This window comes from Larsenimonas rhizosphaerae, assembly GCF_023700005.1.
GTDB classification, from domain to species: Bacteria; Pseudomonadota; Gammaproteobacteria; order Pseudomonadales; family Halomonadaceae; genus Larsenimonas; species Larsenimonas rhizosphaerae.
Genome location: NZ_JAMLJK010000002.1, coordinates 13,471 through 27,466 on the forward strand (window position 1 = coordinate 13,471; position 13,996 = coordinate 27,466).

Here is a 13,996-nt window from a genome sequence, read left to right on the forward strand (position 1 = left end):
TCAATCGTTTAACTGGATTAGTCAGTCAATGGCGGCCCGAATGACACGGACCCCGTGAGAGGCAATAATTTTTTCGGCGTCATCGCCGAGTTCTTCATCGGTCACCAGAATGTCGATGGCCGCCCAGGGCAATTCGACATTATGGATCCGGCGGCCGGCCTTTTCGGACTCCGCCATGACGATGACTTCGCGTGAGGTATCGGCCATGACCCGCGACAGGCTCAATAACTCGTTGAATGTGGTCGTCCCGCGGTGCAGGTCAATACCATCGGCACCGATAAACAGCTGATCAAAGTCATAGGCCTTGAGGACCTGTTCCGCAATCTGCCCCTGGAAGGACTCCGAGTGAGGATCCCAGGTGCCCCCGGTCATCAGCAGTGTGGGTTCCCGCTCCAGCATTCTCAGCTGGTTGGCAACCGACAGTGAGTTGGTCATGACGACCAGACCGGTTGATTTCTCGAGCCAGGGAATCAAGGCCGCTGTGGTGCTGCCGCTATCGATGATCAGTCGATTGTGATCCCGGATATGGCGCGCAGCTTCCCGGGCAATCGCCTTCTTTCTTTGTGAAAGCAGGGGGGCACTTTCCGTCATTTCCTTCGGAATGGGAACTGCGCCGCCATAGCGACGCAGCAACAAGCCGTTGGTTTCAAGCGCGGCCAGATCCTTGCGAACCGTGACTTCGGAAGTATGAAATTCCCGGGCGAGCTCATCCACACTGGCTTCACCCCGTGCATGCACAAAATCAACGATGTGCCGGCGACGCTGGGGCGTATTCCGTCTGGTAAGTACTTCTGCCACGGTGTGACTCCCGATGTTTCATTTCGAAAGATATTTTGAGTGTTTCGAAAGGCTTTTGCAACTAATGGCTAATACGATGCGTACCTGAGCACAGCGAGCCGGGCAGTTGCATCGAAATGTGGTAGCGTCCGACTTATTTCACCGTATATGGAGACGTGTCTCATGGTCAGTGCTATCGCCTCTCTGGAGCGAGGGCTCCGAATGGTCTTTCAGCCGGGGTGTCGTCGGTATGTGTTCGCACCGCTGGTCATTAATCTGCTGATTTACGTGCTGGCCATCTGGTGGATGGTAGGTCGGTTCGAGGGCTGGATTGCCTACTGGATGATGCAGGTTCCCTCCTGGCTCAGTTGGCTGGAGTGGCTGATCTGGCCACTGGTCGTCCTCTCTCTGCTGGTCATTGCCTTCTTTTCGTTCACGCTGGTCGCGACATTGATTGCCTCGCCCTTTTACGGGTTTCTGGCGGAAAAGCTGGATGCTCAGGTCAGCGGCGTACCCGTCGAGGACGATCGCAGCCTGGCGAAGCAGGCTCTGGATAGTCTCGGGCGGGAATGTCGAAAGCTTGGCTACTTTCTTCCCCGCATGCTGATACTGGTCATCATCGGCTTCATTCCAGGAGTCAACATACTGAGTCCATTGTTGTGGGCCTTGTTCAGTGCCTGGAGCATGGCAATCCAGTATCTGGATTATCCGATGGACCTGCACCGAGTGAGCTTTAACGACATGAAGGCGCGGCTGCGCAAAAAGTGGTGGCAGTCCCTTACCTTTGGGGGGGTGGTAGCACTTGGCATGCTGATTCCATTGCTGAACCTGTTGATCATGCCGGCTGCCGTGGCGGCTTCGGTCACGTTCTGGCACGGGCACTATCGTCGCCTTGGCGTGACGAAATAATTACTGATTGAGGCACCCCCGGGGCTCGACCACGAAAGGGGACTTGAGGCTGCGCGAGAGCAGTGGGCCCGGGGCCCGATAGCCTGCGCCTTTGGTCTATACGCGACCAAAGTGTGCTGCGCTTTCAGGGCATTATCTACTATCGCTTAAGGAGCAGAATATTAATAACAATGAACCCGATGCGGGAGCTGTCTTATGGCGAAACTGGATGACCGGGATGTACAACGATGGCAGAACATTGAACAGAACCCTCGTTTCAAGGAGCTGGTAGCCAAGCGAGGTCGGTTCGCCATGATGCTGTCACTGATCATGATGGGACTTTATTTCTCTTTCATTCTTCTGATTGCCTTTGCGCCCCAGGTATTGGGTACACCACTCGCTCCCGGCATGACCACTACCTGGGGCATCCCTATCGGGCTTGGATTGATTGCTTCGGCCATTGTGCTGACAGGCATATACGTTCGACGAGCCAACGGTGAATTTGACCGGCTTACCGTCCAGGTGCTCAAGGAGGTGCAGTCATGATGTTCGGGCGCTCCTCTCGTTCCCTGACGGGCCTGGCACTGCTGGCCCTTTCCTTCCCGGTGCTCTCTGCCGATGCCATTACCGGTGAGGTCAGCAAGCGGGACATCAACATTCCCGCCATCATCATGTTCCTTTTCTTTGTCGCCGCTACCCTCTACATCACCTGGTGGGCCTCGAAGAAAAACCAGACGGCGGCAGACTACTATGCAGCTGGCGGGAAGATTACCGGCTTTCAGAACGGTCTGGCCATTTCGGGTGACTTCATGTCGGCGGCATCCTTTCTGGGGATCTCGGCGCTGGTATTCACGTCGGGCTATGATGGCCTGATCTATTCGATGGGCTTTCTGGTCGGCTGGCCGATCATCATGTTCCTGATCGCCGAGCGGCTGCGAAATCTGGGCCGGTATACCTTTGCCGATGTCGCCTCATTTCGGCTTGGCAAGCGTCCGGTGCGTACCCTTTCGGCCTTTGGCTCACTGGCGGTAGTGGCGCTTTATCTGATTGCTCAGGTGGTGGGGGCCGGCAAACTGATTCAGTTGTTGTTCGGCCTGAATTACGAAATTGCAGTAGTCGCGGTAGGCGTACTGATGGTCTGCTATGTGCTGTTTGGCGGCATGCTGGCGACGACCTGGGTACAGATGATCAAGGCGGCCCTATTGTTGTTCGGTGCGACCTTCATGGCCGTCATGGTACTGATGCACGTGGACTTCAGTGCCGAGGCCCTGTTCTCCGAGGCGGTCGCGGTCCACGACAACGGCGCGTCGATCATGAGCCCGGGTGGGCTGGTGAAGGACCCCATTTCAGCCATTTCGCTGGGGCTGGCTCTGATGTTCGGGACCGCGGGTCTGCCACATATCCTGATGCGTTTCTTTACCGTGGGTGATGCCCGTGAGGCGCGTAAAAGCGTTTTCGTCGCGACCGGCTTTATTGGTTATTTCTATATTCTGACCTTCATCATCGGTTTCGGCGCAATCATTCTGGTCAGCACCAACCCTGAGTTCATGAATGTGGATGGCTCGATCATCGGTGGCACCAACATGGTGGCGGTGCATCTGGCGGACGCGGTCGGCGGCAGTGTTTTTCTGGGCTTCATCTCTGCCGTGGCGTTTGCCACCATTCTGGCTGTGGTAGCGGGGCTGGCATTGGCCGGAGCATCGGCCATTTCGCATGATCTGTATGCCGGGGTCATCATGAAGGACAATGCCGATGAAGCGAAGGAAGTAAGGATTTCCAAGATCACGGTACTGATTCTGGGCATCGTGGCCATTGTGCTGGGCATTGCCTTCGAGCAGCAGAATGTGGCCTTTATGGTCGGCCTGGCCTTCTCCATTGCGGCCAGCTGTAATTTTCCGGTACTGCTGTTGTCGATGTACTGGAAGCGGCTGACCACGCGCGGTGCAGTGCTGGGTGGCGGGCTGGGGCTATTGACCGCCATCACGCTGATGGTGCTTGGGCCTACCGTATGGGTAAAGGTACTGGGTCATGCCGAGCCCGTGTATCCCTACGATTATCCCGCCCTGTTTTCGATGGCTGTAGCCTTTATCGGTATCTGGCTGTTTTCGGTGACAGACCACTCCCGGCAAGCGAAGGATGAAGCGCTTCTGTTTGATGCCCAGTTCGTTCGGTCTCAAACGGGTCTGGGGGCGCATGGCGCGGTAGATCACTGATGCGAGCGCATCTGATCCGGGGGCGGCCGTATGGCCGCCCTTTTTATGTCTGGTATCTGGCCAGGCGCGTCCGGGCAGCCGCCATGTCATCCCTCGAATTTCGAGGTGATTGACGGCAGGTGAATATGGTATCTAAGTGACAGCACGCGAATCAGGGTGCAGGTGAAAATGGCCAGCCAGATACTCCAGCGGCTGTCGATGACTCCCGTGACGCCCAGCAGTTCGATACCGGCCCCGATCAGCGCCGCGCTGGCGTATATATCCCTGGTCAATACCAGCGGTGGCCGATGGGCCAGTATGTCGCGAATGACACCGCCCCCCACGGCACTGACACAGCCCAGAATCAACGACAACAATATCTCGCCGGTGTATTCATAGGTTTTATGGGCACCGAATGCCGAGAAGAACCCGAGCCCCAGGGCGTCGAGCCACAGGGTCGGCTTTTCCATGCGAATGATCAGTCGTTGAAAGAAAACGCCGACAAAGACGGCCACGATGACCGTGATCAGATAGACCGGATGAACCAGGCCGGACGGTGGTGTGGCGTTGATGCACAGGTCTCGCACGATACCGCCACCCACTGCAGTCGACATCGCCAGTACCAGAATGCCGAAGATATCGAACCCGCGTCGAATCCCCGCACTGGTACCACTGAGGGCAAAGGCAAACGTGCCTATGATATCGATGTACTGAAGCAGCATGTCGGCATGTCTCGAAATCAGGCAGGCGTTGAAAGGCGGGCGTGAGCTTACCGTGTGGCGAAGGCTGATACCACTGTCGTAGGTTCGGGCCATGCCTCGTACCGGCCCGGCCGTGCCCATGGCGTGTTCGCGGCCGTTGCATTGACAGTGCGCCACGGCCTTTCCATGCTGAAGGACGACTCGTGTTGAAGCAGGCCGCATCGCTGTGACCGAGCACTACTGGCGACCAGAACAATAACAAGGGAGACGTCATGACAAAGGCAACCGTGCCCTGGTATCAACGCGTGCCTCATCCGGCCATTCTGATCCTTGGTCTGCTGGTGGTGGTCTGGGGGCTGACCTGGGTTATACCGGCAGGCAGCTTCGACTATCACCAGGTGAACGGTCGGCAGGCCGTAATACCGGGCACCTTTCACCTGATTGAACAGCCACCACCCTCCTTTCTGGCAATATTTCAGTCCATACCTCTGGGTATGGTGGAGTCGGCCAGCATCATTGTGGCCGTGTTTGTTGGTGGCGGCCTGTTTCGTGTGCTGGAAGCGACCGGCGCGCTGGAAAACATGGTCGGCACGCTGGTGCGTCGTGTCGGGCGCACGCATCCGACGCTTCTGATCTGGGTGATGACCCTTGTATTTGGTGCGCTGGGTGTGGCGGTCGGATATGAGAACAATATCGCCCTGGTGCCTATCGCAATACTGCTGGGGCTGGCTCTGGGTGGGGATCGCATGGTGGGCGCGGGTATTGCCATCGGTGGGGTAGGCATCGGGTTTGCGACCTCGCCCATCAATGTATACACCGTGGGTGTGTCGGATCAGCTGGCCCAGCTTCCCATGTTCTCCGGTGCCGGGCTTCGCAGCGTGCTGTGTATTGGCACACTGATGCTGATGGCACATCATACCAGTCGTTACATGCGCCGAATTACCCGAAATACCGAGGCTTCCCTGTTGGCCGATGTCCCGGTGGATGAAGGCAGCGATGCTCTGGACAGGCCGCTGGCGGACTACCATCTGAGTGGGCGGGATCTCCGGGTACTGGGCAGCTTTATCGTGGGAATGGCTGTCATGCTGTACGGGGTGTTTGTCTATGGCTGGTACATCAATGAAATTGCCGGAGCCTTCATCGCCATGGCCATTGCGGCTGGAATAATGGCCCGGATGCCGGCCGAACAGATCAATCGGCATTTTTTCGAGGGCGCAGCCTCGGTCACTACCGGTGCCCTGCTGGTGGGCCTGGCGCGCGCCCTTCAGGTACTGCTGGAAAAGGGGCATATCGGTGATACTCTCGTCCATGCGCTGTCGGAGCCGCTGGCCTCGCTACCGGTACTGGTTTCAACACTGGCGATGACGCTGGTTCATGGCCTGATCAATTTCTTCATTCCTTCCGGCAGCGGGCAGGCCATGGCTACCATGCCGATCATGATCCCCCTGTCGGACCTGATCGGCATGACGCGTCAGACGGCTATTCTGGCATTCCAGCTTGGCGACGGATTGACCAATATGGTGGTGCCGACCTCGGGCGGCACACTGGCCATGTTGGCCATTGCCCGCGTGCCCTATGACCGTTGGGTGCGTTTTTTCTTCCCCATGTTGATCAAGGCTTTTCTGCTGGGCTGGGTGATGTTGACCATCGCCGTGCTGACTGGCTGGGGGCCTGCATGAAATCCTGTTTCTTTTCTCCTGAGGACGTGTCATGACTGCTGTGGAGCTGCTGACCCACCTGGTGGGGTTTAATACCGTCACGCGTGAATCCAATCTCGAACTGATCGCATTCGTGGAACGGTATCTGGCCGGGTATGGCATAGAGAGCCGCCGGATCGAGAGCGATGATGGCCGCAAGGCCAATCTGCTGGCCCGCATCGGGCCGAATGTTGAAGGCGGTGTGGTGTTGTCTGGCCATACGGATGTGGTGCCGGTCGATGGTCAGCCCTGGACAACGGATCCGTTTACCCTGACCGAGCGAGACGGCCGGCTGTACGGGCGAGGCAGCTGCGACATGAAAGGGTTTATCGCCTGTGCGTTGGCCGAGGTTCCCCGGTGGGTCGAAATGTCTCTGACGCGGCCGATCTGGCTGGCCTTTTCCTATGATGAAGAGATCGGCTGTCAGGGCGCGCCACGCATGATCGAGCGGCTGGTGGCTGACTGCCCACGTCCTGCTGCCGTGATTGTGGGTGAACCCACGCTGATGCAACCGGTGACGCAGCAAAAGGGCATTACTACGCTCAGCACGACAGTGACCGGCGTGGAGGCACATTCAAGCCAGGTGTATCAGGGAATCTCGGCAATCCATGTGGCAGCGAGACTGGTGGCGAAAATCGAGGACATCATGGGGGAGCTGAAGGACGAGGGCTGCTGCAATCAGGCCTTCAATGTCGAGCACTCAAGCCTGCATGTCGGGAAGATCCAGGGGGGGACAGCGGTCAACATCATGGCACGGGAATGTACCTTCGAGTGGGAGATTCGTCATCTGCCCGAGGATGGGTTTGAAGCCGTCCATGCCCGCTTTGTCGCCTTCAGTGATCAGCTTGAGCGTGAAATGAGCTACCGCGATACGCGTGTGGCCATCACGACTACGCCCATAACTGCCACGGTGCCGGCATTGGCAGATCGTGATAACAGGGCCGCGCTCGGGATATGTCAGGCATTGATGGGAGAGCAGGTCCCGGAGGCAGTAGCTTACGCTACCGAAGCCGGACAGTTTCAGGAAGCCGGACTCGAAGCGATTATCTGTGGTCCCGGCAGCATTGGGCAGGCTCATCAGCCGGACGAGTTTATTTCCGTGGAACAGCTCGACCTGGGCGCTGCCTTCATGCAGCGTCTGGGCGATTATCTGGCGGAGTGATAGCGGAAGCTGCCCGGCGAAGGCCTGCGCAGCAGATGATGGCATCAGAGGGTGGGCAGTGGATGCCCACCGGAGGCTTGTCCTGACGTCAGATCATCAACACTCGATGGTATTGACGGCCAGTCCTCCCTTGGAGGTTTCCTTGTACTTGTCCTGCATGTCGCGGCCGGTATCGCGCATGGTACGAATGACCTTGTCCAGCGAGATGAAGTGCTGGCCGTCACCACGCAGGCCCAGCTGGGCGGCATTGATGGCCTTGACGGTGGCAATGGCGTTGCGTTCGATGCAGGGCACCTGTACGAGCCCGCCGACCGGGTCGCAGGTCAGCCCCAGGTTATGCTCAAGGCCGATTTCTGCAGCGTTCTCGACCTGTTCAGGCGTGCCGCCCATGACTTCAGCCAGACCGGCTGCTGCCATGGCGCAGGCCGAACCGACTTCGCCCTGACAGCCGACTTCGGCGCCTGAAATCGAGGCGTTTTTCTTGCACAGGATCCCGATGGCGCCAGCCGTCAGCAGGAAATCGACCGCATCGCGCTCGCAGGCGCCGGGCTGGAACTTCATGTAGTAATGCAGTACCGCCGGTATAATGCCGGCCGCGCCATTGGTCGGTGCTGTCACCATGCGCCCGCCCGCGGCATTTTCCTCATTCACGGCCAGGGCAAAGATATTGACCCATTCCATCGCCGAGAAGGTCGAGGCAATCAGGCAGGGGTCCTGTTCCACCTGTTGAAGACGTTGATGCAGCTTGCGTGCACGTCGTTTTACGTTCAGGCCGCCCGGCAGGATGCCCTCATTGGTAAGCCCCTGATCGATGCAGTCACACATGGCCTTCCAGATATTCCACAGCCTGTCCCGCACATCCTGCTCACTGCGCCAGACCAGTTCGTTGGCCATCATCAGCTCGCTGATGCGCATGTTGTGCTGCTTGCACAGGCTCAGCAGTTCCACGGCTGTATCGAAGTTGTAGGGCAGCGCGACATCATCGACGGGCGGTAGCCCCGAGGTGGCCTGAACATGGTCCACTACAAAGCCGCCACCGATCGAGTAATAGGTGTTTTCGTACAGCATCTCGCCGTTCTGGGAAAAGGCGTGAATCGACATGGCATTGGGATGATATTCCAGCCGCTCGTCGTGGAACTGCATATCCTCGTCCCAGATGTATCTGACGGGCTGTTCACGCCCCAGCAGCAGCTGGCGGGTTTCCAGCAGGGTATCGATATCTCCGGCGATGACCTCCGGGTTGATCGAGTCAGGGCGCTCACCCATCAGCCCCATGATCACGGCCCGGTCGGTGCCGTGTCCGATGCCGGTGGAGGACAGTGAACCAAACAGCTTGACGGTGATTCGGGCAACGTCTCCGACAAGATGCCTGTCCCTCAGCTCCTGCAGATAGTCATGGGCGGCCTGCATCGGCCCAACGGTATGAGAGCTGGATGGCCCGACACCGATCTTGAATAGCTCAAACACGCTTATAGGCATTGTAAGCGGCTCCTTTATTGTTATGACCCGCTACAGTGCTCGCAGAAGGAGTAGCAGGCTGAATATGAGAGGGTTCAGGAGGGCGCGGTGTTGTCCCGGTGCTAGTGTTTGAGAATCACCGTTCGGCCTGAATGCATGAAGACGCGACGCTCTATATGTAACTGGATGGCGCGTGCCAGCGTCAGGCACTCGATATCCCGACCCTTGATGACGAGGTCTTCCGGATAGTGGGCATGATCAACTGGCTCGATGCCCTGGGCGATAATGGGGCCTTCATCAAGGTCGTCATTGATGTAATGAGCGGTAGCGCCGACCATCTTGACGCCTTTCTCGTACGCCTGATGATAGGGTCTTGCTCCCCTGAAGCCAGGCAGCAGGGAGTGGTGAATATTGATGGCCCGGCCGGTCAGAAGGTTGCACATGGCCGGTGAAAGCACCTGCATGTAGCGGGCCAGCACGACCAGTTCAGCCTCGGTCTCCTCGATCACCTGTCGTATCTTCGCTTCCTGACTCGACTTGGTTCCGGCGGTGACCGGGAAGTGGTAATACGGCAGCCCATGCCATTGCGCCAGCGGCTCAAGGTCCGGGTGATTGGAAACGATCGCCTGGATATCCAGAGGGAGCTGTCCGGTCCTGTGGCGATACAGCAGGTCATTCAGGCAGTGATCGGCCTTGGATACCATGATGATGGTCTTGACGCGCTTGCTGGCAGGCGTCAGTTCAAATGTCATGTTGAACGTCGAGGCCCGCTCCTGAAAATCAGCCTCGAAGGCACTTGGATCAAAGTCGCCGGTGGCTTCAGGGCGAAAGGCGGCGCGAATGAAAAACTGGCCTGCTCGGTAATCATCGAACGAACTGACTTCCGTGATATAGCAGTGCTGCTCCTTTAAAAAGCGCGTCAGCACATCCACAGAACCCAGACGACTTTCGCACTGGGCAGACAATATCCAGGTAGTGGCCATCGTAGTCATGACGTGTCCATGTTCGTGGGAAATCGAGAGGAAAGGTCGGCCCGTTCAGGCCGACCTCGGCCGGTCAGGAGGTGGTGACGCCATATTCCGCCGATGCATCAAGCAGCCAGCGATAGATGTAGTCTGCAAAGCTGCGACGTATGACCAGCTCCCAGTGATCTTCCGCCGGGCGGCGGATAATGGCGGTTGCCTTGCCGAAGGTGGTGGTAACGCCCTTGCCCACCGGGAAGGCGAGGGGGTGAACATCGTAGGATGTTGATTTCATCAGCACCTCAAGCGCCTTCTCGCCGGACAGGGTCAGAACGGTCTGCCCGCCGCTGACATTGACGATGCTGAAGTGGGCATCGCCCAGCGCCTTGCGAAGTTGAGCCTCGATCGAAAATTCCTCGCCACCGGGCACGATCACCAGCCACTCATCGGGAGAGATCCACTGGATCGAGTGGGTCCCCGCATCGTTCTGGTTGATGGCGTGAGGGCGTGAGGGCAGGGTAGTGCCAAGCACATCACGTACCGCTTCATCCAGAACAATGGCGCCGCCGCGCAGGGTCAGGTGACCCAGCAGGGCATGTTCCCTGATCTGCACGCCGGGGTTTTGCCCCGGCGAACGTGGCTTCTGGTTCTGATAGCTCCAGTGGAGTGAGGATTCGGCACCCTGCTGACTGTCCGGACGGCAATCGAATTCCTGAATATTAGACATTTTGACGCTCCCACTTGGGATCAAGAAATACCGGGCTGACGATTTCTGCTTCATGCACCTTGCCATCTGCCATCGGCAGATAGACGGTTTCGCCCATGCGTTCATGACCACCCTTCACCACGGCCAGTGCAATACCACGCTTCAAATGGGCGCTGTAGTAGCTTGACGTAACGTGACCGACCATGGCCATCGGAATGGACTGGTTGGGATCCAGTACGATCTGAGCCCCTTCTTCAAGCACGACATTGGCATCCTTCGGCTTCAGGCCCACAAACTGCTTGCGGTCCTTGCGTGAGGTGTCGGGGCGCGTCAGGGCGCGTTTGCCGATCCACTCGAAGGGCTTGTCGTAGCCGACGGCCCACTGAAGCCCGAGGTCTTCCGGAGTTACCGAGCCGTCGGTGTCCTGACCGGCAATGATCAGGCCCTTCTCGGCACGCAGTACGTGCATGGTTTCAGTGCCGTACGGGGTCAGGCCGTATTTCTCGCCCTTGTCGAACAGCTCGAGCCAGACCTTCATGGCGTAGTTGGCCTGTATATTGATCTCGTAGGCCAGCTCACCGGTGAAGGAAATACGGAAGATGCGCGCCGGAACGCCGGCGACGGTACCTTCCTTCCAGTCCATGAACTTGAACGATTCACGGTCAAGATCCACGTCGGTGGTTACTTCTTCCATCAGCTTCCGGGCATCCGGACCGGTTACGGTCATGGTGGCCCAGTGATCGGTCACGGAGGTGAAGTAGACGTCGAGTTCCGGCCATTCGGTCTGGTGCCATACTTCCAGCCATTCCAGAACGCCTGCAGCACCGCCCGTGGTGGTGGTCATCAGGAAGTGGTTTTCGGCCAGGCAGCTGGTCGTACCATCATCCATCAGCATGCCGTCGTCCTTGCACATCAGGCCGTAACGAACGCGACCCGGTGCCAGCTTGGCCCACTTGTTGGTGTAAACGCGGTTGAGGAATTCACGGGCATCCGGGCCCTGGATGTCGATCTTGCCAAGCGTCGAGGCATCGAGAATGCCGATCTTCTCACGAACGGCCAGGCACTCACGTGCTACAGCTTCGTCCAGTGTTTCCTTCTTGCCGTTGACGGTTTTCGGGAAGTACCACGGACGCTTCCACTGGCCGACGTCCTCGAACTCCGCGCCGTGCTCGACATGCCACTGATGCAGGGCGGTATAACGCTCGGGGTCGAACAGGTCACGGCAATGACGACCGGCGATGGCACCAAAGGTCACCGGTGTGTAGTTGGGGCGGAATACGGTCGTCCCGACTTCGGGAATGCTGCGATTGAGGATGCGCGCGGCAATCGCCATACCGTTGATGTTACCCAGCTTGCCCTGGTCGGTACCGAAGCCCAGTGCGGTATACCGCTTGACGTGCTCGATGGATTCGAAGCCCTCGCGTGTCGCGATTTCGATGGCTGAAGCCGTCACGTCATTCTGGAAGTCAACGAACTGTTTCGGGGCCCGCAGAGTGGTTTTGGTATGCGGTACCTGATAGAGCGCGCAGCAGGGGCCTTCCTGAATGGCATCAACCTGCGGTGCCTCGGTGACCTTGCTGCTGCTCGTATCGCCGGCTTCTTCAAGCGCATGATCGATCGCGGACAGAGCGGTATCGAACGCGGTTTTCAGATCAAACACGCCCGTGACACTGCCAACCGGCGTCATGCCCTTGACTTCACCCGGTACAAAGGCGGGTATTTCACTATTCCACTGCGGACGCGTACCGGTATGTGACGACAGGTGCACGACCGGGCTGTAGCCGCCGGAACTCGCGATCGTGTCGCACTCCAGCTCTTCGACCTTTCCTGTGACCTTGAAGGCAGCCGGATCAATGGCGGCAACACATGCTCCGGAAACTCGGTTGGTGCCCTTGCCCTCAATAACGGCGCTGCCGGAGATGATGCGAATATCGAGCGCACGTGCCTGGTCGACCAGGGTTCCTTTCGGCGACGGTCTGGCATCCACGATGGCGACCACCTTGCGGCCGGCTTCATGCCAGTTCAAGGCCGTACGATAGGCATGGTCATTGTTGGTGGACAGCACCAGGCTATTGCCCGGAACAACGCCATAGCGACGGATGTAGCTTGAAATCGCACCGGCAATCATGTTGCCTGGAACATCGTTATTGGCATAGACCAGCGGACGTTCGTGCGTTCCGGTGGCCAGAATAACGCGCTTGGCACGTACGCGGTGAAGCCGTGAACGTACCTGAGGGCGACCGTTGGCCGGGGTGGCGCGGTCCCAGATATGCTCGGTGCGACGCTCATGCAGGGTGACGAAGTTATGGTCGTGATAGCCGTGGGCTGTCGTGCGGGACAGTACGGTCACGTTATCAAGCTGGTTGAGCTCATCCAGGGTATCGCTGACCCAGCGCGTGGCAGGCTGGCTGTTGATGAGTTCACGGCTGTCGAGCAGTGAGCCACCCATTTCTTCCTGCTCATCACACAGAATGACACGAACACCACGACGGCCGGCGCTCAGGGCTGCCATCAGGCCGGATGGCCCGGCACCGATAACCAGCACATCACAATGCTGGTGCAGATGATCGTAGGTATCCGGATCGTTTTCGGTGGGGCTGCGACCCAGTCCCGCGCCCTTGCGGATGTATTTTTCATACGTCATCCACATGGAGGCCGGGGCCATGAAGGTCTTGTAGTAAAAGCCCGGGGGCATGAAGCTGCCGCCCATCTTGCCGACCATGCCCATCAGGTCGCGCTGAACGTTGGGCCAGCCGTTGGTGCTTTTGGCGACCAGACCTTCGTAAAGTGCCTGCTGCGTCGCACGCACGTTGGGAACCTGAGTGGATTCGGTTGCGCCGAGCTGTACCAGTGCATTGGGCTCTTCGGCACCAGCGGCCACCACCCCGCGCGGACGCGAGTACTTGAAGCTGCGGTTGACGATATCAACGCCATTGGCGAGCAGCGCAGAAGCAAGGGTATCCCCTTCGTAACCGGTATAACGCTTGCCGTTGTAGGTAAACGTCAACTGCCGCTTGCGATCGATAAGGCCGCCATTGGCAAGACGATTTTGCTGTGTCATACCTGTTCCTCCTGATTCAGGGACGCGCTCTCGGGGCGTGCGCCAACGGTTTGCCAGCCGCTGGTCGCTGCCTGAACACCGGACTGGTGTTGGGAATCAGGCAGGTTCTCGGCCGTTACGGACGGTCGTTCACCCATCTTGTAGGTTTCATGAATTTCGTAGGTGGCCGTGTTGCGAGTAATGTTGAAAAACTTGCGGCACCCCACCGAGTGCACCCACAGTTCGTGGTGGATGCCGCGCTCGTTGTCACGGAAGAACAGGTAACCGCCCCATTCGTCATCAGTGGTGGTGTCCGGCGTTGCCGGACGCGCCAGGTGTGCCTGACCACGGGGATGAAACTCTTCTTCTTCGCGGTATTCGTCACAGTACGGGCAGTGAATATGGAACATGCT

At 58.2% G+C, this 13,996-nt stretch carries 12 protein-coding genes; 5 read left to right on the forward strand and 7 right to left on the reverse strand.

Translation table 11 applies throughout. From position 1 onward, the window contains the following. Positions 1–21: 21 nt before the first annotated feature. Positions 22–798 (reverse strand): DeoR/GlpR family DNA-binding transcription regulator, encoded by a 777-nt coding sequence (locus NAT21_RS10055; RefSeq protein ID WP_250938117.1) that lies wholly within the window; start codon positions 796–798, stop codon positions 22–24. A 162-nt stretch (positions 799–960) separates the two neighbouring features. Here NAT21_RS10055 and cysZ point away from each other — a divergent pair, with 162 nt between their 5' ends. From cysZ to NAT21_RS10070, 3 genes are all read left to right on the forward strand, one after another. After that, positions 961–1,686, forward strand: coding sequence for a sulfate transporter CysZ (gene cysZ / locus NAT21_RS10060; protein ID WP_250938119.1), 726 nt, complete (start codon positions 961–963; stop codon positions 1,684–1,686). 195 nt (positions 1,687–1,881) lie between these two features. Then, positions 1,882–2,211, forward strand: a complete 330-nt coding sequence (locus NAT21_RS10065) for a DUF485 domain-containing protein (protein ID WP_250938121.1) — start codon at positions 1,882–1,884, stop codon at positions 2,209–2,211. Continuing rightward, positions 2,208–3,878 (forward strand): cation acetate symporter, encoded by a 1,671-nt coding sequence (locus NAT21_RS10070; RefSeq protein WP_250938123.1) that lies wholly within the window; start codon positions 2,208–2,210, stop codon positions 3,876–3,878. Before NAT21_RS10065 ends, NAT21_RS10070 begins: the two co-directional genes overlap by 4 nt. Positions 3,879–3,964: 86 nt before the next feature. Here NAT21_RS10070 and NAT21_RS10075 read toward each other — a convergent pair whose 3' ends face one another. Continuing rightward, the gene (locus tag NAT21_RS10075) at positions 3,965–4,735 is read right to left on the reverse strand and encodes a trimeric intracellular cation channel family protein (RefSeq protein ID WP_250938125.1); all 771 of its coding nucleotides are present in this window, start codon (positions 4,733–4,735) and stop codon (positions 3,965–3,967) included. A gap of 95 nt (positions 4,736–4,830) precedes the next feature. On the opposite strand from NAT21_RS10075, the gene NAT21_RS10080 reads away from it, so the two are divergent. Together NAT21_RS10080 and argE are read left to right on the forward strand one after the other, a co-directional pair. Next, on the forward strand, positions 4,831–6,237 hold the full coding sequence (locus tag NAT21_RS10080; protein WP_250938127.1) for a YfcC family protein: 1,407 nt from the start codon (positions 4,831–4,833) through the stop codon (positions 6,235–6,237). A 31-nt stretch (positions 6,238–6,268) separates the two neighbouring features. Continuing rightward, complete coding sequence (gene argE, locus NAT21_RS10085; RefSeq protein ID WP_250938129.1) at positions 6,269–7,417, forward strand: acetylornithine deacetylase; 1,149 nt, start codon at positions 6,269–6,271, stop codon at positions 7,415–7,417. A 96-nt stretch (positions 7,418–7,513) separates the two neighbouring features. On the opposite strand, the gene NAT21_RS10090 is transcribed toward argE, so the two are convergent. The 5 genes from NAT21_RS10090 to NAT21_RS10110 all read right to left on the reverse strand — a co-directional run bounded on the left by NAT21_RS10090 (position 7,514) and on the right by NAT21_RS10110 (position 13,993). Then, a complete protein-coding gene (locus tag NAT21_RS10090) occupies positions 7,514–8,896 on the reverse strand; it encodes an L-serine ammonia-lyase (protein WP_250938131.1) in 1,383 nt (460 codons plus the stop codon). A 101-nt stretch (positions 8,897–8,997) separates the two neighbouring features. Beyond that, complete coding sequence (gene purU, locus NAT21_RS10095; protein ID WP_250938133.1) at positions 8,998–9,867, reverse strand: formyltetrahydrofolate deformylase; 870 nt, start codon at positions 9,865–9,867, stop codon at positions 8,998–9,000. Between the two features lie 64 nt (positions 9,868–9,931). Further along, positions 9,932–10,564: a sarcosine oxidase subunit gamma gene (locus NAT21_RS10100; protein ID WP_250938135.1), complete on the reverse strand. Its 633-nt coding sequence runs from the start codon at positions 10,562–10,564 to the stop codon at positions 9,932–9,934. After that, complete coding sequence (locus NAT21_RS10105; protein WP_250938137.1) at positions 10,557–13,604, reverse strand: sarcosine oxidase subunit alpha; 3,048 nt, start codon at positions 13,602–13,604, stop codon at positions 10,557–10,559. The genes NAT21_RS10100 and NAT21_RS10105 overlap by 8 nt, the downstream gene beginning before the upstream one ends. After that, complete coding sequence (locus NAT21_RS10110; protein ID WP_250938138.1) at positions 13,601–13,993, reverse strand: sarcosine oxidase subunit delta; 393 nt, start codon at positions 13,991–13,993, stop codon at positions 13,601–13,603. The genes NAT21_RS10105 and NAT21_RS10110 overlap by 4 nt, the downstream gene beginning before the upstream one ends. Between the last annotated feature and the right edge of the window lie 3 nt (positions 13,994–13,996).

Coding starts and splice junctions, on each gene's coding strand:
- NAT21_RS10070 (WP_250938123.1), top strand. CDS start 2,208: ATGATGTTCGGGCGCTCCTCTCGTTCCCTGACGGGCCTGGCACTGCTG.
- argE (WP_250938129.1), top strand. CDS start 6,269: ATGACTGCTGTGGAGCTGCTGACCCACCTGGTGGGGTTTAATACCGTC.
- NAT21_RS10110 (WP_250938138.1), bottom strand. CDS start 13,993: ATGTTCCATATTCACTGCCCGTACTGTGACGAATACCGCGAAGAAGAA.
- cysZ (WP_250938119.1), top strand. CDS start 961: ATGGTCAGTGCTATCGCCTCTCTGGAGCGAGGGCTCCGAATGGTCTTT.
- NAT21_RS10080 (WP_250938127.1), top strand. CDS start 4,831: ATGACAAAGGCAACCGTGCCCTGGTATCAACGCGTGCCTCATCCGGCC.
- NAT21_RS10100 (WP_250938135.1), bottom strand. CDS start 10,564: ATGTCTAATATTCAGGAATTCGATTGCCGTCCGGACAGTCAGCAGGGT.
- NAT21_RS10065 (WP_250938121.1), top strand. CDS start 1,882: ATGGCGAAACTGGATGACCGGGATGTACAACGATGGCAGAACATTGAA.
- NAT21_RS10090 (WP_250938131.1), bottom strand. CDS start 8,896: ATGCCTATAAGCGTGTTTGAGCTATTCAAGATCGGTGTCGGGCCATCC.
- NAT21_RS10105 (WP_250938137.1), bottom strand. CDS start 13,604: ATGACACAGCAAAATCGTCTTGCCAATGGCGGCCTTATCGATCGCAAG.
- purU (WP_250938133.1), bottom strand. CDS start 9,867: ATGACTACGATGGCCACTACCTGGATATTGTCTGCCCAGTGCGAAAGT.